The organism is Microvirga pakistanensis, from assembly GCF_004458765.1.
GTDB classification, from domain to species: Bacteria; Pseudomonadota; Alphaproteobacteria; order Rhizobiales; family Beijerinckiaceae; genus Microvirga; species Microvirga pakistanensis.
Genome location: NZ_SPJX01000332.1, coordinates 43018 through 62467 on the forward strand (window position 1 = coordinate 43018; position 19450 = coordinate 62467).

The following is a 19450-nucleotide window of genomic DNA, read 5'->3' on the forward strand; positions in this document are numbered from 1 at the left end:
ACCGTTAAAGGGATGCGGCGGCTTCAACCAAAATCAGTTGCGTCACGAGGGCGGATCATGGCGACCGAAAAGAAGAAGATGAAAGACCCGGCGGAGGCGGCCCTTTCGGCTGTTGAGCACGCGCTCAACCTCGAAGAGACGTTCGAGATCTCCTCCCCCGACCAGGCGCAGAGCAGGTCTTCTTCCGAGGAGCCACGGCTTCCGGACATCGACGCGCACGACTTCACGAAGGGTCCCTTCTCCCTGAATCCCGACATTCCCGGCGAGCAGGGCCGCGACCGCCCGGACGAGCGCGAGATCAGGCTGGAGGATGCTCCCCGCCCCGGCTTCCTTGCTCCCGATCGCGCCGCCGTTGCCAACGATGACCGTCAGAATGTCGGCGTGATGCTCCAGGCCCTCCAGGTTCGCCCCTCGGGTCGCGCTTATGTCTACGCGACGCTTGCTTCCCTCCTCTGGGTCGGCGCCATCGGCTACTTCCTGTATTCCCAGAGCATCACGACCCCCGAGCAATTGCTCGCCACCTTCTCCATCTCGCAGCTTGCGCTCGCTGCCGTGGCTGTCGTCGCGCCGATCTTCCTGTTCTTCATCGCCGCGATGCTCACCATCCGTTCGCAGGAAATGAAGATGGTGGCCCGCGCCGTGGGCGAAGTGGCCGTGCGCCTCGCCCAGCCTGAGAACTTCTCCACCGATGCCGTTCTCTCGGTATCCCAGGCCGTGCGGCGCGAAGTGGCCGCCGTGGGCGACGGCGTGGAGCGTGCCCTCGCCCGTGCCGGCGAGCTTGAGACCCTGGTCCGCAGCGAGATCTCCACGCTCGAGCGCGCCTATTCCGACAACGAAATCCGCATCCGTTCCCTCATCGACGAGCTCGTGGCCCAGCGCGAGGCCATCGTCTCCAATGCGGAACGCGTGCGCGGCGCCATCACGGGCGCTCATCAGAACCTGATTCAGGACCTCGACGTGGCCAGCGAGCGCGTCGTCGCGGCGGTCGGCGGCGCCGGCGACAAGATCACCGGTTCTCTCGAACAACAGGGCGATCAGATCACCCAGGCTCTCGGCCGCGCCGGCGAGCGCGTCGTCGAAGAAATGTCGAGCCGGGGCGTCGAGCTCGTGGAGCGCCTCTCGGGCGCCAGCGAGGACATCAAGACCGGTATCGCGGAGGTCGGCACCACCATCACCGGCGCTCTCGAAAGCAAGGCGCAGGACATCACCGGCGCCTTCGAGCGCACCGGCGACGTTCTCACCCGTCACCTGCAGGAAGGCGCCAGCCAGGTCACCCGGACGCTGGCCGAGACGGGCCGCGGCGTGATCGACGCCCTCGCCCAGCAGGGCAACGACGTGCGCGAGGCCTTCGAGCAGACCGCCAGGAACCTGGAGGAGAGCTTCACCCAGCGCGGCAGCGAGATTACCGAGAAGCTGGCGGCGACCGGCGGCGTGATCGCCGACGACCTCACCGCCCGCACCGCAGAAATGCGCGATCAGATCGCGGCTGCCGGCCTCTCCGTCAGTGAGGAGCTCACGACCCGCGGCACGGCCCTGCGCGAGCTGTTCGCCGCCACTGGCGCGGACGTGGTCAACGACATCATCGCTCGCGGCAGCGAGTTCCGCGAGCAACTGGCCAGCACGGCTTCCGAGGTGGGCAGCCAGATCACCCTTCGCAGCACCGAGGTGCGCGAGCATCTCGAGAGCGCTGTGCGCTTGGCCGACGAATCCTTTGGCAGCCGTGTCGAGGATCTCGCGGTGCGTCTCGAAACCGCCAGTCAGCGCGTCAGCGAATCGGTCACCGTCCAGGGCCAGGCGCTCGAGAGCAACCTCGCCGAGGTCGGCGAGCGCATCTCCTCCCTTCTGGGCTCCAAGGTCGAGGAGTTCCACTCGACCTTCGAAACCCGTGGCCAGGAATTCTCCGAAACCCTCTCCCACCATGCGGACCAGGTGCAGGCCCGCCTTGCGAGCACCAGCAAGGAGATCGTTCTCGCCATTGCCACGCAGGGCGGGCGCGTCAACGATGTTCTCAACCGGACGGCAGAGAACCTCACCACCACGGTCGAGACCTGCACCCGTGAGGTCGAGGGGACTCTCGGCTCTCGCCTCGAAGCCTTCGAGAGTGTCATGGGCCGCGGCAGCGAGCTCGCCGACCGCATCTCCCACGAGGTTGGCAGCCTGACCGAGACCATCAGCGGCCGCTTCGAGGAAGTCGATCGCCTCATCACCGTGCAGGGCCGCACCGTGGCCGAAACCTTCGCCGAGCGCGCTCGCGAAGCGACCACCGCCATCGAGACCCAGCTCACGGCTCTCGAGGAGCACGCCTCCCGCCGCGCGACGGATATCACCACCAGCTTCAACAGCATCGCCGAGCGCGTCGATACCATTCTCAGCGCCCGCTCCACGGCCCTCAACGAAGCGCTCGTCGTGCGTACCGGCGAGATGGCCCGCGTCATGGCCGAAGGCGGCCGCGACGTGGCACAGGCCCTTCAGGCTCGGGTCGACGAGATCAGCCAGGCGATCACCGCCAAGACCAGCACCATCGCCGACACGCTGAGCGCCAGGGCCGAAGAGATCGGCGAGACGCTGGATGCCCGCGCCACCAGCATCAACGCGATCCTCGGCACCCGCGTCGGCGAGATCTCGGAGACGCTGGAGAACCGCGTCGCCACCATCAACCAGATCCTCGGAGACCGGGCCGACGAAGTGGCGGAGACCCTCGGCGCCCGCGCGTTCGAGATCAACCAGACACTCGGCACGCGTGCCGAAGAGATCGCCTCGACCCTCGACGAGCGCGTCTCGAAGTTCGAGGAGCGCGTGGTCAACCGCCTCGGCGGTGTGGCTGAGGCCATTGACGAGCGCGGCCAGAGCGTCGTTTCCTCGCTCAACAGCCGTATCGGCGAGATGCGCTCGATCTTCGACACGCAGGGCAATGCCCTCATCCAGTCGCTCGGCACCCACAGCGAGCAGATCGGCCGCGAAGTGGAGACCATCACCGAGGCGACCCTGCGGGCTCTCGACGAGCGCAGCCAGACCATGCTGTCGTCGCTCCAGGAGCGCACGACGGAGCTCACCTCCTCCTACATGCAGTCGACGGAGGCCATGCGGCTCGCCATCGACGACGGTACGAAGCGTACGATCGAGTCTCTGCTCGGCACCAGCGAGGGTCTGCGCGGCAATCTAACCGAGGTGCTGGACCGCCTGCAGACCGCAAGCAGCAACCTTCAGCAGGTCGCGGCATCGGCGAGCGGCAACCTCGAGGCTGTCGAGGACGGTCTGGGCGGCCGCGTGCAGCAGATCGAGGCGCTTCTGTCCGAAATCGCTTCGCAGGCGAACCGGGCGTCCGATCAGGTTGCCGATCAGGTCGAAGTCCTGCGCAACGTGTCTTCCGGAGTCATTCAGCAGGCGATGGACCTCGCCCAATCCCTGGAGGAGCGCGGCCGCACGCTCACCGACACGACCTACGAGCAGATCAACACCCTCACCCAGGCCGCCTCCGCCCTGGAGCGGGTCGAGAATCGCATGACAGAGGCGCTGTCCAGCCGCCACGGGGCCCTGGAGGAGCTGCTCGGCCGAATCGAGGAGCGCTCGCACGAGCTCGAATCCGTCACCCGCGCCTTCACGACCCTTGTGGAGGGCTCCCTCACGAATGCCGAGGACAAGGCGCGCCAGATCGGCTCCGTTCTCGCCGAGGCGGCTCAGACGACGACGCAGGCGATCGGCGAAGAGTTCGAGCGGGTTCGCCTCACGACCGGCGTGGAGAGCGAGCGCACGGTTGCAACCCTGCGGACCGCTTACGAAACAGCCGCCGCCGAGATGGCGGAGGCGCTCGGCAGCGCGACGACGAAGCTGCGCGACACGATGGGCGAATTGCGCGGCATGACGGGCCAGATCCAGCGCGAGCTGGAAGCCACCCGCGCCGAGCTGCGTCGTGGCGTGGTGGAACTCCCGCAGGAGACCCAGGAAACCACGGCCAACATGCGCCGCGTGGTCGCCGACCAGATCAAGGCTCTCAACGAGCTTTCCTCCCTCGTCTCGCGGTCCAACCGCCTCGTCGATGCGGCTCCCGCCGCGCAACCTCGCAGAGCCGCGGCAAACGAGGTGCCGGTAGCCGCGACCATGGCCGCGGTCGCCGCCGCCGTCGAGCAGCGCATCGCCCCCCCTGCCCCGGCTCCCGCTCCTGCACCGGCGGTCGCGCGCCAGCCCGAGTCACGCCCTGCACCGGCTCCCGCACCGGCCCCGGCTCCCGCACCGACTCGTCAGGCTCCCGTGGAGCGTCCCGCCGCCCGTCGTGAGGAGGCGCCCACCGCCCGCGACGCCGGCTCCGCCCGCAGCGGCTGGCTCTCGGACCTTTTGACCCGCGCGTCCCGCGATGACGAACCCGCTCGCGGCCAGGCCCGCGGACGGAGCAATGGTCTCGAGTCCTTGGACTCGATCTCGGTCGATATCGCCCGCATGATCGATCACGACGCGGCCGTCCAGGTGTGGGATCGCTACCGTCGCGGCGAGCCCAACGTGTTCAGCCGTCGCCTTTACACGGCACAGGGCCAGCAGACCTTCGACGAGATCCGTCGCAAGTACCGTCAGGAAGACGAGTTCCGTCAGACCGTCGACCGCTATGTGGACGAGTTCGAGCGCCTGCTCGCCGAAGTCGCCCGCGATGACCGCGACTCCACGCTGACGAGAACCTATCTCACGTCGGAAACCGGCAAGGTCTATACGATGTTGGCCCACGCGAGCGGCCGGTTCGACTAGAACGGTCGCCCCGAAACGACATCCGAAAGCGCGGCTTCGAAAGCCGCGTTTTTTCTTTTGGGGCCGACACCCGCCTTCACCATGGCTGTCTGCGTTGTGGTTTGAAGACATGGATGCCCGGCACGAGGCCGGGCATGACGGCGGGGAGTGTCAGGGCCATGTCTCTTCCCGTCATGGCCGTGCTTGTCACGGCCATCCACGTCTTGAGGAACCGCGACAGGTAAAGACGCGGATCCTCGGCCCACGCCCAGGAATGACAGAGAGGATGCCTGCGATAAATCAAAGGGCTCCGATGTCTCCGAGCCCGAAAAATTTTCGGAGCGGAGCGAAAGCGCTCAGGTCGGAGCCTGCTCCTTGGCCGGCGCCTGGCTGACGTCGCCCGGCTCCTCGCGCCGCGGCAGCGAGCTGCCGCTGACCCATCGGACGATGTCGAGCATGACGGTCGACAGCGTTTCGTCGAGCCCCCGGGCGGCATTGGGAGCGTCGAGGGCGGCCACAGGCGTGCGGGCGCGGAAAATCCGGCCGTTCACGATGCGCCCGTTCTGGTCGCTGACGATCTTCACCGAGATCTCGACCACGGCCTCGTTGGACGGCGTGGCGATCTCGAAGCTGCGCAGTTCCGAGACGAGCTGGACATCGGCTACGGCGCCGCTGCTGGGTCGGGAGACCCCGCGCAGCTGGGAGGAGTTCTCGAACGTGTTGATCAGGCGGGTCTGGATCAGGCGCGGCAGGTTGTCGGCCCATTGTGCGCCTCCCAGGAAGGAGACGGTGCCGCTCGCATCCTTTACCAGGATCTGCTGGGAGGACAGCGTCTGCAGCGCTGCCGGCTCGTTCACGAGCACCTGGACGCCGGCCGCCCCCCTGATCCGCGACGTCGGCGCGGAGAGGTCATACGACGTCGGGGCCGAACCGGACGAGCAGGCTCCGGCGAGGGCCGCCAACAGCACGACGGGCACCAGGCGACGAAAAGGCCGGAGCGGCTCGAACGAGAGGAGAAACACGGATGATCCACGCATACAGGTTACTTACCGGCGTCCATTGTATTCCGGGAGATTGGGGCGGCTACCGAAAAGAAACTGCTGTGGATTACGTTCGATGCTCCGCACGGCGCGGCTGATGTCGCCGAGCGTTCTGCGCCCCTCGACGGCCAGCGCCTCGTATTCCCTCAGGCCCGAATTCGTGAAGCGGCCCACCCCGGACAGGACGCCCTCGATGCCGCTGGTGCGCCGGTTCAGGTCCTCGGCCAGCTCGCGCACCGACACGGCGGCCGCCCGGATCTCGTCGAAAGCGCCCTTGCCCGCCTCGCCCGATGCCGAGCCGAGGAATTTCTCGGCACCGGCCAGGACATTGTCGATCCGATCGGCGGATTTGTTGAGCTTCTCGGTGATCGAGCGCGCCTCCTGGATGGCCTTGTCGATATCCGGGCTGCGCCGGTTCAGGGTGTCGGTGAAGGCTTGCACGTTGTCGACCGTGCGGCTCACCTTGCTCGGGTCGATCGCCTTCACGACGAGCGAAATCTCGCCCACCGCCGCGTCGAGCTTCGGGGCCGTCTCGTTGAGGCGGCCCACGAGACTTGCCGCATCGCGCAGGGCGTCGCTCACAACCTGACGGTTTTCGCCCAGGGCCTGGGTGAAGCTGTCCACGTTCTCGACGATGCGCGAGACGCGCTGAGGCTCGACCGCCCGGACCACCTGGTCGACATTGGTCGCGAGCGTCTCGAGTTTCTCGGCCAGCGGCCCGACCTTCTCGGCGGCCTGCCCGATCTGGGCCAGGAAGCGGTCGATGCCTTCCGCGTTCTCGCCCAGGGCCTGGGAGAAGCGCTCCACGTTCTGGACCGTGCGGCTGATGGATCCCTCGTTGTCGGCCACCACCCGGCCCACGCGCTCCAGCACGTCATCGGCCCGGCGGGCGATGTTGCGGGCGGTCTCGATGAGGTCCTGGAAGTCGGAGCGGTCGGCGAAGATGGTCGGCATCGGCTGGCCGGGTCCCGCCACCAAGGGAGGAGCCCCGGGCTCGCCGCCGGAGAGGCCGATATTCGCAACACCCGTCAGGCCCTGGTATTCGAGGCGGGCGCGGGTGTCCGCACGGACGGGCGTGCTTTCGTCCACTTGGACGATGGCCACGACCCGGCGGGGATCCTCGGGCAGAAGGCTGATCTGCGTCACCTCACCGACGCGAAGGCCGTTGAAGGACACGATGGAACCCTGGGAGAGACCCGACACGGAACCCGAGAACACGATGCGGACGGACTGGCGTTCCTGGCCGCGGCCGCCGCCGGAGAACCAGTAGACGAAACCGAACGCCGCCGCGATCACCGCCAGGGTGAAGATGCCGATCAAAGCATAATTCGCACGCGTTTCCATCGTCGATCCTTACGCGCCGCCGGCCAATGCCGCACGGGCCCGTTTTCCGTGAAAATAGGAGCGGAGCCATGGGTGATCTGAAGCCAGCATCGCCTCGATGGGGCCTTCCGCCAGGATTTTGCCCTCACCCAGCGCGGCGATCCGGTCGCACACCGTGTAAAGGCTATCCAGATCATGCGTTACCATGAATACCGTGAGGCCTAAAGTCCGCTGTAACGTCGCAATCAGCTCGTCGAACTCGCCCGCGCCGATCGGATCGAGGCCCGAGGTCGGTTCGTCGAGGAAGACAATGTCCGGGTCGAGCGCAAGTGCGCGGGCGAGCGCCGCGCGCTTGATCATGCCGCCGGAGAGTTCCGAGGGCAGCTTGTCCGCCGCATCGGGCTTCAAACCGACCATCTCGATCTTGAGCATGGCGAGCTCGTCGAGAAGCCGGTCGGAGAGATCGAGATGCTCGCGCATCGGGACCTGGACGTTCTGCTTGACCGTGAGCGCCGAGAAGAGCGCGCCCTGCTGGAACAGCACGCCCCAGTGCCGCTCCATGAGGCGGCGCTCCGACGAAGACAGCTCGTCCAGGTTCTGGCCGAGAACTTCGATGGTGCCCGCGCGCTTGGGAACGAGCCCCAGGATGGCGCGGGTCAGCACCGACTTGCCCTGTCCCGAAGCGCCGACGAAGCCGAGGATCTCGCCCCGGTAAACATCGAGGTCGAGATCCTTGAGAATGGTCTTTTCCCCGAAGCCGACTTCGATGCCGCGCACGCGGATGATCACCTCGCGGTTCTCAAGGGGAGCGGGATGGTGGCGTTCGAGCATCGTTGTCAGTACCTGATGGCCGCGAAGAACATGGCGAAGACACCATCGAGCACGATCACCATGAAGATCGCCTTCACCACCGAGGAGGTGACGTGCCGGCCGAGCGATTCGGCCGACCCGGCCACCGCCAGGCCTTCCAACGTGGCGATGATGCCGATGATCATGGCCATGAACGGCGCCTTGATGAGGCCGACCATGAAGGTGTTGAGCGCGATCGACGCCTTCAGGCGGGTCAGGAACACGTCCGGGCTGATGTCGCCGTAGACCCATGCCGTGACGCCGCCTCCGAGAAGCGCCGCGATGGAGGCCAGGAAGGTGAGCAGAGGCAGGCCGATGATCAGGGCCAGGATCCGGGGCAGGATCAGCACCTCGATCGGATCGAGCCCCATCACCCGCAGGGCATCGATCTCCTCGCGCATCTTCATCGAGCCGATCTCGGCCGTGAAGGCGGAGCCCGAGCGTCCCGCCACCATGATCGAGGTCAGGAGCACGCCCAGTTCACGCATCACCAGGATGCCGATGAGGTCCACCACGAAGGGCGTGGCGCCGAACTTGACCAGCTGGAAGATGCCCTGCTGGGCGACGATCGCGCCGACGAGAAACGAGATGAGGACGATGATCGGCACACCGCGATAGGCGATCTGCTCGAGTTGGTTCACCACGGCACTGCCCCGGAACCGCCGGGGGTTGAGGAGCACCCTGACGAAGGCGGAGACGAGCTGGCCCAGGAAGGCGACGCCGCGCACGAGATCGTTCCCGGCCTCGGCGACGGTTCGGCCCACATCGACCAGGAAGTCGACGAAGCGCGAGGGCTTCGGCTTCGGCAGCTCCTGGAAGCCCCGATAGGCGACCTCGTTCAGGAGGATACCCTGCTCCGGGGTGGCATTCACGAAATCCGACACAAGGCCGCTCCCGCCGAGTTCGTGACGGGTGCGGTCGAGAACCCAGGCCCCCAGGGTATCCAGCCGCTGGACGCCCGCGAGATCGATGATGAGGTGGTGCCGGTCGGCCTGCGCCGCGATCTCGCCTGCCAGGGTCTCGACGACGCGCGCGTGCTCGGCGGTCCAGGGACCGGCCAGCACCGCCGTGACCTTGTTTCCGGCACGTTCGATTTTCAGTTGCGGCTCGTGAGCCAGGGTGCCCTGCGCCACCGTGATCCTTCCGGCATTGATTCCGTGTCGTGATAGCGTGTAGCAGCGTCACAAGTCGAGATGAAGTTCTAGCCAGAAGCTGAGAGAATGCGTCAACTCACCGTATCCATCGACCGCTTTCCGATTGCGGGCACGTTCACCATCTCCCGCGGCTCGCGCACCGAGGCGGCCGTGGTCACAGCCACGATCACGGAGAGCGGGGTCGTCGGGCGCGGGGAATGCGTGCCCTACCCGCGCTACGGCGAGACGGTGGAAGGGGTGGCGGGCGCCATCGAGGCGCTCCGGTCGCGGATCGAGGGCGGGCTCACCCGCGAGGCGCTTCAGTCCGTCATGCCGGCGGGAGCCGCCCGGAACGCGGTGGATTGCGCCCTCTGGGACCTGGACGCGAAACGCTCCGGCATCCGCGCCCACGTGACCGCGGGCCTGACCCGCTGGCAGCCCGTGACCACCGCCTACACGATCAGCCTCGGCACGCCGGAGGCCATGGCGGAGGCTGCTGCCAAGGCGGCGGACCGCCCGATCCTGAAGGTGAAGTTCGGCGGCCCCGAGGGCGACATCGGGCGCATCCGCGCCGTCCGCCGGGCCGCGCCCGATGCGACCCTCATCGCGGACGCCAACGAAGGCTGGACCGAGGCGAACATCGAGGCGCATCTCGCGGCCTGCGCCGAGGAGGGCTACGCCCTGGTCGAGCAGCCCCTCCCGGCGAAGGCCGACGGGATTCTCGCCGGGATCGCACGACCAGTGCCCATCATGGCCGACGAGAGCGTCCATGACCGTCCGAGCCTGCAGAGGCTGGTGGGGCTCTATGATGTGGTGAACATCAAGCTCGACAAGACCGGCGGCCTCACGGAGGCGCTGGCTCTCGCCGATGCGGCGGAGGCCCTCGGCTTCTCCCTGATGATCGGCTGCATGGTCGGCACCTCGCTCGCCATGGCTCCCGCCCTCGTGATTGCGCCCCGCTGCCGGTTCGTGGACCTCGACGGCCCCCTCCTTCTCGCCAGGGACCGGGAGCCGGGCCTGAGATACGAGGGCAGCCTCGTCTATCCGCCCGAGCCCGCTCTCTGGGGCTGAGCCTTCAGCATCCGGATCACGATCAGCATGAGAACCAATCCGGTGGCTCCCAGAGGAGCCATCGCGGCGAAGACCAGCGAGCCGGCGCGCTCGTAGATCATGCCGCTGCCGATCGTGGAAACCGCCGTCGCCAGGGCGGCGAGCGACCCGTAGATGCCTTGCGCGCGCCCCCTCGCCTGCATCGGCGCGAGCGCCGTCAGGGCCGCCATGGTTCCGATATGGGTGGCCGCGAAGGTCAGGGCGTGCATGGTCTGCAGGACGAAGGCCGCGGCGAGCCCCGGTAGAAGGGACATGACCGAGAACCGCACGACCGCGGCGGCCGCCCCGATCACGATCAGCCCGACGCCGGAACCCCGCCCCACGGCGCGTCCGAGAAACAGGAACACCATGATCTCGGCGATCACTCCAGCCGCCCAAATATACCCGATGGCGGAATCCGAGAAGCCGAGGGAGCGCCAGTGAATGCTGGCGAAGGCGTTCAGCGCTCCGTGGCTGCCCTGCGTGATCGCGCCCGCGATCAGGAGCAGCCAAAGAACCTTCGGCAAGGCGGGAGGGGCGCTCGCCTCCCTGGTCCGGTCCCTCGACGAGTGATCGGGCACCTCGTCGGGCACGGCGGCCAGGGTGGCCGTGATGCCGAGGACCGGGATGAGCGTGAGAGCGAGGACCACCACATTCGGCCCGAAGGCGCCCACCAGATACCCGGCCAGGATGTTGGTGATGAAGAACGCCACGGAGCCGCTGCCCCGGATGCGTCCGTAATTGAGCCCGGGATAGCGCTGCACGGCGTTCGTGGACACGAGATCGTTGCCGGGAATGATCGACGCCTGGGCGAAGGCGACCAGGGCCACGAGCGCAATGATCGTAAGGCTGTGGTCCGACAGCAGCAGCAGGGGAAAGCCCAGCATCTGGCCCAAATGGCTCGCCAGCAGCAGCCGCCTGGCGCCGAAGGAGCGGTCGGCAAGGCTGAGCAGCGGAGCCGTGGCGAGGATGCGCACGACGATCGGGATGGCGACCACGAAGCCGATGAGCGTGGGCGACAAGGCCTTGCTCTCGAGCCAGAGCGGGAAGAACGGCAGGTAGACGCCGTGGCTTACGAAACTCGCTGCCTGCAGGGCACCCAGCCGAATTTCGAGGGCTCTGGTCGAGGAGATCAAGGACGGCGCTTTCGGGAATCGGCGTGAGCGGCGGAGACCCTCTCATTAGAGACATGTGGCCGCAACAGCCAAGAGCCCAGGCGCATGGATGTGTTGCCGAGGAGGAATGCGCTCAGGCCGCCGCGCGAGCGGCCGCGATATGGGAGAAGAACTGGCGCGCGCTCTCGTTCCAGGTGAAGGTCTCGCCGTAGGCCCGGCACCGGCTCTTCGGGATCTCCAGCGCCGCGAGAGCGGCCTTGCGCAGGTCGGGATCGACGATTCCGCATCCCGACGCGCCAATGACATCCACCGGTCCCGTCACCGGGAAGGCCGCGACGGGAAGGCCCGAGGCCAGCGCTTCGAGCAGGACGATCCCGAACGTATCGGTGAGGCTCGGGAACACGAATACGTCGGCCGATGCATAGACCTGCGCCAGGTCTTCCCCCGTGAGAGCGCCGAGGAAGCGGGCATCGCCGTAGTGCCGCTCCAGGTCCTGGCGCGCAGGTCCGTCGCCCACCACCACCTTGGTGCCCGGAAGATCGAGGGAGAGGAAGGCCGGCAGGTTCTTCTCCACCGCCACACGGCCCACATAGAGGAAGACCGGCCCCGGGCAGTCGAGGACACGCTCGTGGCGGGGGCGGAAAAGCGTGGTGTCGACGCCCCTCGTCCAGCGCACCATGTTCCTGAAGCCGCGGGCCTTGAGCTCCCGCTCCAGCGAGGGCGTGCTGACCATCACGGCCTTCGCCTCGCGATGGAACCGGCGCAGGAGAGCGTAGGAGCATGCCTCCGGAATCGGCAGGCGGGCCGCCAGATATTCGGGAAAGCGCGTGTGATAGCTCGTGGTGAAGCCTCGGCCTTGCCCCTTGCACGCGGACCGTGCGGACCAGCCGAGGGGGCCCTCCGTCGCGATGTGCACGTGATCGGGAGCCGCCTCGGCGATGATCCGGGCGACCTGTTCCGGCCCGGCGAGGGACAGGCGGATCTCCGGATAGGTCGGCATCGGGAACGAGCGGAAGCGCTCGGGAGTCAGGAACGCCACCTCCGCGCCGAAGGCCGGCCCGTGCTCCGCCATGTATTCGAGCGAGCGCACGACGCCGTTGACCTGGGGCCGCCAGGCATCCGTGACGATGAGCACGCGCATCACGCTTTCCTCATACCGAGAACAATCAAATGTTCCGATGCAACGTCGACGTCTGGAGCCGGTAGGCCGCACCCGGGCGTATCGGTCCAGCGGATCAGCTCGAGGGTGCCATCCCAGTGCTCGACCACCACAGTGCAGGATTCCACCCAATCGCCCGTGTTCACGTAGGAAACGCCGAAATCCTCGTGCATCGCGGCATGGTGGATATGGCCGCAGATCACGCCGTCCACCTCCTGCCGCCGTGCTTCCGTGGCCAGAAGCTCCTCGAAGCGGCTGATGAAGTTCACCGCGTTCTTCACCCTCAGCTTCGCCCAGGCGGACAATGACCAATAGGTGAGACCGAGCTTGCGCCGAACGATGTTGAGGTACGTATTCACGAAGAGGGCCGCCGTGTAGGCCCCGTCCCCCAGAAGCGCGAGCCAGCGGGCATGGCGGACGACCAGATCGAACTGGTCCCCATGGATGACGAGATAGCGCTTGCCGTTGGCCGTCTCGTGGATCGCGGATTCGGCGAGTTCGATCCCTCCCAGGCTGACGCCCACGTAATCCCGCAGGAACTCGTCATGATTGCCGGGCACGTAGACGAGCGACGAGCCTTTGCGCACCTTGCGCAGGAGCTTCTGCACCACATCGTTGTGGCTCTGCGGCCAGTACCAGCCCGATTTCAACCGCCACCCGTCGACGATGTCTCCGACGAGGTAGATCGTCTCGGCATCATAGCGCCGGAGAAAATCCAGGAGCGCCTCCGCCTGGCACCCCTTGGTGCCCAGGTGGAGATCCGACAGGAACAGCGTACGTACACGGATCGTCTCCAGGTCCCTTAACATGGGGCGTCCTCTCTCGACGTGATCTCCCTCTAGGCCAACCGGATTCGCATCTCGTCCCCATGACGATTGGCTTGCAGATTTGTGACAGCTTTCGGGACTGCCATGCGCATGGCGCAGGCAGATCAGGCGAATAGGGACTTCACCCGGAGGGTCTGCCGTGGTTCTTGTGCAGCTCGCTCGTTCAATGGCTGATGACCGTGAAACCTCTCCTGGGGATCTCCCTCAAAGTTCTGTCGGCCCTCGTCTTCACGATGATGTCGGCGACCCTCAAGACGCTGATGGACCGGTATCCGACCGGTGAAGTCGTGTTCTTCCGATCCGCTTTCGCGATCCTGCCGCTGCTGGCATGGCTCGCCTGGCGGGGAGACCTGCCCGAGGGCCTGAAAACGAAGAACGCGATCGGGCATTTCAAGCGGGGCTTCCTGGGCACGGGCGGCATGGCTTTTGGATTTGCCGCTCTCTCCTACCTGCCGCTCCACGATGCGATCGCCATCGGCTATGCCTCCCCCCTGATCGTGGTGGTTCTGGCCGCCCTGCTTCTCCAGGAGAGGATCCGCGCCTATCGCTGGACGGCCGTCGGCGTGGGTTTCGTCGGCGTGATGATCATGCTCTCCCCTTACTTGACGCCGGGGACGTTCGCGGGCGGCATGATGGCCGGTCCGGCCCTCGGCGCCGCCTGCGCCTTCCTGGGCGCCTTCGCGTCCGCGGGCGCCATGATCCAGGTGCGGCGGCTGACCGGGACCGAGAAGACGGGGGCCATCGTGTTCTACTTCTTCGTCCTGGCCTCCGGCTTGTCCTTCTGCACCATCGTCTTCGGGTGGAACATGCCCGACGCCACCGACCTCGCCCTCTTCGTCCTGGCCGGAATCCTGGGCGGAGTGGGCCAAATCCTCCTCACCGAATGCTACCGTTACGCGGATACCTCGGTGATTGCACCGTTCGAATACACCACGATGATCTGGGCGCTTCTGCTGGGCTGGTTCATGTTCGGTGATCTGCCGACGCCGACGATCCTGGCCGGCGCCATGATCGTGGCCGCCACCGGGCTCTTCATCGTCTGGCGCGAGCGCCGGCTGGGCCTCGAACGGGCCAAGGAGCTCAAGGTGGCAGCGCAGAAGCCCGGCACCTGAGCCGGGAAAATCCTCTCTGCGGCGTCTCCGGCCTTGACCCGCCTCGCCTCTTATCTCACAACCGTTTAAAGGAACGGATGTTCGGTTTTTCAGAACAGAGGCAACGGCATGGGCGTCGAAGGCAAAGAGCGGCAGCGGGACCTGGAGACGGGCGCGCAGGTTTTGTCCGGGAACATGGGCAAGACGATCCAGCGGCTGCGCAAGGCTTACAACCTGTCCCTGTCGGAACTGGCCGAGCAGTCGGGCGTCGCCAAGTCCATCATCAGCCAGATCGAGCGGAACGAGACCAACCCGACCCTCGCCACCATCTGGCGCCTGAGCCAGGCCCTCGACGTGTCCATCGAGCGGGTTCTCGCCTCCGCCGACGAGGAGCCGTTCATCGAGAAGTCCTCCAAGGCCGACACCCCCATTCTCGTCTCCGACGACGGCAAGATGAAGCTCGCCATCATCGGCTGGATCAAGACCATCGAGTGGCTTCAATGGTACGACGTGCACTCCGAACCCGGCGGCGTGCTCGATTCCGACAGCCACCAGCGGGGCTCGGTGGAGTGCCTGTCCGTGCTCGAGGGCGAGTTCGAGGTCGAGGTCGGCGGCGTCACACAGCAGGCCAAGGCCGGTGAATCCCTGCGCTATCGGTGCGACCGCCCCCATTCCGTGCGCTGCATCGGCACGATTCCGGGCCGCGCCACGATGGTGTGCATCCTCAAGGCCGCCGTGATGGATTGAGGCCAAAGCCTCAATCCAGCTCCTTACGGCTTGGGCGCAACGTAGCCCTGCTTCGGCGGCAACGAGAGCAGGTATTCCGCCATGGCCTGGCGATCGGCATCCGGCAGTTGCCCCGTATTGCGAACCACATCCCCCATCGGCCCCCCGACCGTGTCGAACAGAGGCGTCTCGCCGGTTTTCAGGAGCGTCGCGAGTTCCTCGGGGCTCCAACCGCCGATGCCGGTCTGATGGGGCGTGATGTTGGGCACCGCGCCGCGCCCTTCCGGATCGGGCCCGCCCGCAAACCGTCTTTCCTCGATGATCGCTCCGGCGAAGCTGCGCTCGCTGTGGCACTCGGCGCAGTGTCCCGGTCCGTTCACCAGATAGGCGCCCCGGTTCTGGCTTTCGGACTTCGATGGATCGGGCGCGAACGGCTTGCCGTCGAGGAAGGCGAGCTTCCATAAGCCCACGCCGCGGCGGATATTGAAGGGGAACGGCAGGTCGTGATCAGGCGCCTGTCCCGCGACCGCGGGAAGGGTCTGCATGAAGGCGAAGAGATCGGCCAGATCCTCCCGGCTCATGCGCTGATAGGAGGTATAGGGAAAGGCCGGGTAATAGTGCCGGCCGTCGGGGGAGGTTCCCTCCTGCATGGCGCGGATGAAATCCGCCGTGCTCCAGGATCCGATGCCGTCCTGCTTGTGCGGCGAGATATTGGGAACATGAAACGTGCCGAAGGGCGATTTCAGGGCATAGCCGCCGCCGAGCCGCAGCTTGTCGTCCTGGTTCGGGGTGGCGTGGCAGGAGGTGCAGCCTCCCGCGAAGAACATGACGCGGCCGTTCTCCAGGTTCGGGGCGCGGTCGATGCCCGCCGCAGTCGCCGAAGTAGCGGAGGCCCCCCGCACCATCCGATAGGCCGAGGGCGACGTCAGGACCAGAAAGCCCAGGACGCCGAGCAGTACGAGAATGCCTAGACCCAGAATCGCTTTACGCATCGCCGTTCCCGACACGAAGCGGGCGGCTTCTCTCCAAAGCCGCCCGTTCGATCACTCAAGAGGTCTCAGCTCTTCTTGCGGAAGTCGTTGTGGCAGGCGCCGCAGTTCTGGAGAACCTTCGGCATCTCCGCCTTCAGCGTCGCTTCGTCCTTGATCGAGGCAAGGGCCGTGGTGGCATCCTGATTGAGCTTCGTCATGATCGATTCGAACTTCGCCTTGTTCTGCCAGATCGACGGAAGCGCTTCGGTTTTCGGCGCGTCCTTCGTGTTCTCGGGGAAGAGCGGCGCAGCCTTCTGGGAGTTCTCGGCGAACACCTTGAGGCCGGCCTGCACCTTAGCGAGATCAAACGGCTCCTGACCACGGAGCATGCCGCCGATCGGACGGGTCTGTGAGCCCATCTGCTTCATCAGATTCTGACGCTGCTCGACCACATCGCTCTGGGCAATGGCCGCCGACACGCCGAGCGCCAGAACGCTGGCGATGAAAATCGTACGCTTCATGAAGTCGTTCCCTTGTTTATCGAGCGGTGACTGGCTCATACCCTTGCCGTCACCGTCAGGCTGTCATTAGGGCATATCTTCTTAAGATTGCGCACTGTACTTTAGAACACATCTACGTGAAGTGCCGCCCCATTGCGGTCACTCGACAGGCTCTCCCGCGGAAACCCAATCCTTGAAGCCGCCCTTGTAATGCTCGTGAATACCGAGGCCCGCAGCCTGCGCGAATTCGAGCGCCCGGACGGACCGGACGCCTGCCGCGCAGGAAAACACGATCCGCCTGCCCTCCGGCAGAGACGACGGATCGAACGACGAGAGCGGATGCGAGACCGCGCCGGGGATATGCCCCGCGGCGAATTCATGGGGCTCGCGCACATCGACCAGCAGGATCGATCCGTCCTGTAGCCCTTCCTTGATGTCTTCGCGATCGAGATCGACGACCCGTGGCATAGATGCGTTCATCGAAGCGCTCCTCCCTGCAAGGCCCTCTTCATAAGGGCTGCGCAGGGCGCATGACAACCCGAGCCTCCGTCACGCGAGCGGCGGGATCCGGAGCACCCAGCCCGGCTGGATCATGTCGGGATCCTTGACCGGCGGAGAATTCGCCTTGACGATCTCCGTGTACTTTGCGCCCTTGCCTTTGCCGTAGTGCTTTTCTGCAATCTCCCAGAGCGTGTCGCCCTTCTGAACCGTGTACATGGTGGCGGGAGCGGACGGCTGCTGGATCTGAAGGTCGCTCGTATCGACCTCCGCGACGCCATAGGTGTTGCCGAGCGACAGAATGATCTTTTCAGCCTCCTCCTGGGTCACCGCCTGACCGGAGAGCTTCACCTGATCGCCGTTGACCTGGATCCCGAGCTTGCCCGCATCGAACCCGTGCCCCTGAACTTCCTTCTGCAGCGCCTCAGGCGTTGCCGCAGCGGCGCTGCCGCCGAAGATCTTGGCGCCGGCGTCCTTGATGAACTTAAAAAGGCCCACGTATTCCTCCGTCGAATTGGCCGAATCTCCGGCCAAGCAGTGACGAAGACGCACGACCTTCGCAAAGGGTTCCCCTCAAGCCAGGTTCGAGAACACGTCCGCCAGCGACGGCAGGCGCTCCTTGAGGCGCAGGAGCGCGATCAGCTCGATCTGCACGATGGCCGTTTCGAACTCGGTCTCGGCATCGTGCTCCAGCCTTTCCTCGAAGGCCGCCATGATCTCGCCCTTCGTGCGGCCCTTCACCGCCATGATGAACGGGAAACCAAATTTTTGCCTGTAGGCATCGTTCAAGGCGATGAAGCGGTCCCGCTCCTCTTGCGAGAGGCTGTCGAGACCCGCTGAGGATTGCTCGTTGCGGGAATCCGCCGTGAGATCCGCGAGCTTCAGACGTCCGGCGAGATCGGGATGCGCTCGGATGAGAGCCATCTTCTGGTCTCGCGTTGCCTCCGACAACACATGCACCAGAGCCGCGTGCAGCCCTTCCGCCGTATCCTGCGCGGTCGTGAAACCGGACCTGTGGCCGCGCTCGGCAATCCATGGCGAATGCTCGAAGATGTCGCCGAACAACTCCAGGAACACCGCCCTGCTCATCGTGCTCGGCCTGAGATTGGCCGGGCGGTGATAGCGGATCCAGAGCCGCGCGATGTCGATGCGCCGGGCGATCCACACATCGTCGTGAGACGCCACGTAATCGAGAAAGCGCGCAAGCGCCGCCGCGCGCCCGGGGCGGCCCGCAAGACGGCAATGAAGGCCCACCGACAACATCTTCGGTGCCGTCGCGCCTTCCGCATAGAGCGTATCGAAGCTGTCCTTCAGATAGGCGAAGAACTGGTCGCCCGAGTTGAAGCCCTGCGGGGTTGCGAAGCGCATGTCGTTGGCGTCCAACGTATAGGGCACGATGAGCTGCAGGTGATGCCCGTGCTGCTCCCAGTAAGGCAACTCGTCGGCATAGGAATCCGCGCTGTAGAGAAATCCTCCCTCCTCCGCGACGAGGTGATTGGTGTGCTCCGACGTGCGGCCGGTATACCAGCCGAGCGGGCGCTCTCCCGTGACCTCCGTGTGGATGCGGATCGCTTCTTTCATGTGGGCCCGCTCCTCCTCCCGTGAGAAATCGCGGTAATCGATCCACTTGAGCCCGTGGCTCGCGATCTCCCAATCGGCTTCCTTCATGGCCGCCACCGCCTCCGGGTTGCGCATGAGAGCCGTCGCAACGCCATAGACGGTGACGGGCATCCTGCGTTCGGTGAACATGCGCCACAAACGCCAGAAGCCGGCGCGGGAGCCGTACTCGTAGATCGACTCCATGCTCATGTGCCGCTGGCCCAGCCAGGGCTGGGCACCGACGATTTCGGACAGGAAGGCCTCAGACGCACGATCCCCGTGCAGGATGTTGTTCTCGCCGCCCTCCTCGTAATTGATCACGAACTGGACGCAGATCCGCGCATCGTCCGGCCACCGGGGATGAGGCGGATTTCGGCCATAGCCGACGAGGTCGCGGGGATAGGAGGTCTCGGGCATGTTTCAGCTTCCGCGATAGGTGGAATAGCTCCAGGGCGTGACGAGGAGCGGCACGTGATAATGGCCGTCCGGCTCCGCGATGGTGAAGCGGACGGGAACCGTGTCCAGGAACGGCGGATCGGCCGTCGGCGTGCCGAGCGCCTTGAAATACGCGCCCACCTCAAAAACGAGCTCGTAAGTGCCCGCCCGAAAGGCCTCGCCGATCATGAGAGGCGCGTCGGTGCGCCCGTCGGCATTTGTCACGGTGCGGAGGACGGAGCGGCGGACATCGCCCTCGAGGACGAAGAGTTCGATGCGGATTCCCCTGGCGGGCTTGCCATTGACGTTATCCAGGACGTGGGTGGACAGGCGGCCCATGAAACCTCGCATGCTTGGACGAAAGCGGAAATGTTTCGGGCCC

Annotated in this window: 17 protein-coding genes; 4 read left to right on the plus strand and 13 right to left on the minus strand. The window is 65.8% G+C overall.

What is annotated here, in order from left to right; all coding sequences use genetic code 11:
* Nucleotides 1-57: 57 nt before the first annotated feature.
* The gene (locus tag E4K09_RS17605) at nt 58-4734 is read left to right on the plus strand and encodes an apolipoprotein A1/A4/E family protein (RefSeq protein WP_166802382.1); all 4677 of its coding nucleotides are present in this window, start codon (nt 58-60) and stop codon (nt 4732-4734) included.
* Nucleotides 4735-5069: 335 nt separating this feature from the next.
* On the opposite strand, the gene E4K09_RS17610 is transcribed toward E4K09_RS17605, so the two are convergent.
* Genes E4K09_RS17610 through E4K09_RS17625 form a run of 4 tightly spaced genes read right to left on the minus strand, consistent with a single transcriptional unit; the run spans nt 5070 to nt 9064 of the window.
* On the minus strand, nt 5070-5735 hold the full coding sequence (locus E4K09_RS17610; RefSeq protein ID WP_244610566.1) for an ABC-type transport auxiliary lipoprotein family protein: 666 nt from the start codon (nt 5733-5735) through the stop codon (nt 5070-5072).
* 24 nt (nt 5736-5759) lie between these two features.
* Nucleotides 5760-7097, minus strand: coding sequence for an MlaD family protein (locus E4K09_RS17615; RefSeq protein ID WP_134499094.1), 1338 nt, complete (start codon nt 7095-7097; stop codon nt 5760-5762).
* Nucleotides 7098-7106: 9 nt separating this feature from the next.
* Nucleotides 7107-7907, minus strand: coding sequence for an ABC transporter ATP-binding protein (locus E4K09_RS17620; RefSeq protein WP_193557307.1), 801 nt, complete (start codon nt 7905-7907; stop codon nt 7107-7109).
* Nucleotides 7908-7912: 5 nt separating this feature from the next.
* Nucleotides 7913-9064 carry an MlaE family ABC transporter permease gene (locus E4K09_RS17625; protein ID WP_134499095.1) on the minus strand — a complete coding sequence of 384 codons (1152 nt, stop codon included), beginning with the start codon at nt 9062-9064 and terminating at the stop codon, nt 7913-7915.
* 81 nt (nt 9065-9145) lie between these two features.
* Here E4K09_RS17625 and dgcA point away from each other — a divergent pair, with 81 nt between their 5' ends.
* A complete protein-coding gene (gene dgcA, locus E4K09_RS17630) occupies nt 9146-10129 on the plus strand; it encodes an N-acetyl-D-Glu racemase DgcA (RefSeq protein WP_134499096.1) in 984 nt (327 codons plus the stop codon).
* On the opposite strand, the gene E4K09_RS17635 is transcribed toward dgcA, so the two are convergent.
* The 3 genes from E4K09_RS17635 to E4K09_RS17645 all read right to left on the minus strand — a co-directional run bounded on the left by E4K09_RS17635 (nt 10099) and on the right by E4K09_RS17645 (nt 13230).
* Complete coding sequence (locus tag E4K09_RS17635; RefSeq protein WP_134499097.1) at nt 10099-11283, minus strand: MFS transporter; 1185 nt, start codon at nt 11281-11283, stop codon at nt 10099-10101. The genes dgcA and E4K09_RS17635 overlap by 31 nt on opposite strands.
* A gap of 112 nt (nt 11284-11395) precedes the next feature.
* A complete protein-coding gene (locus E4K09_RS17640) occupies nt 11396-12403 on the minus strand; it encodes a glycosyltransferase family 4 protein (RefSeq protein ID WP_134499098.1) in 1008 nt (335 codons plus the stop codon).
* A complete protein-coding gene (locus E4K09_RS17645; protein ID WP_134499099.1) occupies nt 12403-13230 on the minus strand; it encodes a UDP-2,3-diacylglucosamine diphosphatase in 828 nt (275 codons plus the stop codon). Before E4K09_RS17645 ends, E4K09_RS17640 begins: the two co-directional genes overlap by 1 nt.
* Nucleotides 13231-13421: 191 nt before the next feature.
* Between E4K09_RS17645 and E4K09_RS17650 the strand changes: the two genes are divergently transcribed.
* Nucleotides 13422-14360 (plus strand): EamA family transporter, encoded by a 939-nt coding sequence (locus E4K09_RS17650; protein ID WP_134499100.1) that lies wholly within the window; start codon nt 13422-13424, stop codon nt 14358-14360.
* A gap of 108 nt (nt 14361-14468) precedes the next feature.
* On the plus strand, nt 14469-15086 hold the full coding sequence (locus tag E4K09_RS17655; protein ID WP_134499101.1) for a helix-turn-helix domain-containing protein: 618 nt from the start codon (nt 14469-14471) through the stop codon (nt 15084-15086).
* A gap of 23 nt (nt 15087-15109) precedes the next feature.
* Here the strand turns inward: E4K09_RS17655 and E4K09_RS17660 are convergent, their stop codons facing one another.
* The 6 genes from E4K09_RS17660 to uraH all read right to left on the minus strand — a co-directional run bounded on the left by E4K09_RS17660 (nt 15110) and on the right by uraH (nt 19407).
* Nucleotides 15110-16057 carry a c-type cytochrome gene (locus tag E4K09_RS17660; RefSeq protein ID WP_134499102.1) on the minus strand — a complete coding sequence of 316 codons (948 nt, stop codon included), beginning with the start codon at nt 16055-16057 and terminating at the stop codon, nt 15110-15112.
* A 65-nt stretch (nt 16058-16122) separates the two neighbouring features.
* The gene (locus tag E4K09_RS17665) at nt 16123-16557 is read right to left on the minus strand and encodes a c-type cytochrome (protein ID WP_134499103.1); all 435 of its coding nucleotides are present in this window, start codon (nt 16555-16557) and stop codon (nt 16123-16125) included.
* A 138-nt stretch (nt 16558-16695) separates the two neighbouring features.
* A complete protein-coding gene (locus E4K09_RS17670) occupies nt 16696-17016 on the minus strand; it encodes a rhodanese-like domain-containing protein (protein ID WP_244610567.1) in 321 nt (106 codons plus the stop codon).
* A gap of 69 nt (nt 17017-17085) precedes the next feature.
* Entirely contained in the window at nt 17086-17532 is a 447-nt protein-coding gene (gene lysM, locus E4K09_RS17675) for a peptidoglycan-binding protein LysM (RefSeq protein WP_134499104.1), read from the minus strand.
* A 75-nt stretch (nt 17533-17607) separates the two neighbouring features.
* Complete coding sequence (gene puuE, locus E4K09_RS17680; protein ID WP_134499105.1) at nt 17608-19050, minus strand: allantoinase PuuE; 1443 nt, start codon at nt 19048-19050, stop codon at nt 17608-17610.
* 3 nt (nt 19051-19053) lie between these two features.
* The gene (uraH, locus tag E4K09_RS17685; RefSeq protein WP_134499106.1) at nt 19054-19407 is read right to left on the minus strand and encodes a hydroxyisourate hydrolase; all 354 of its coding nucleotides are present in this window, start codon (nt 19405-19407) and stop codon (nt 19054-19056) included.
* Nucleotides 19408-19450: the final 43 nt, after the last annotated feature.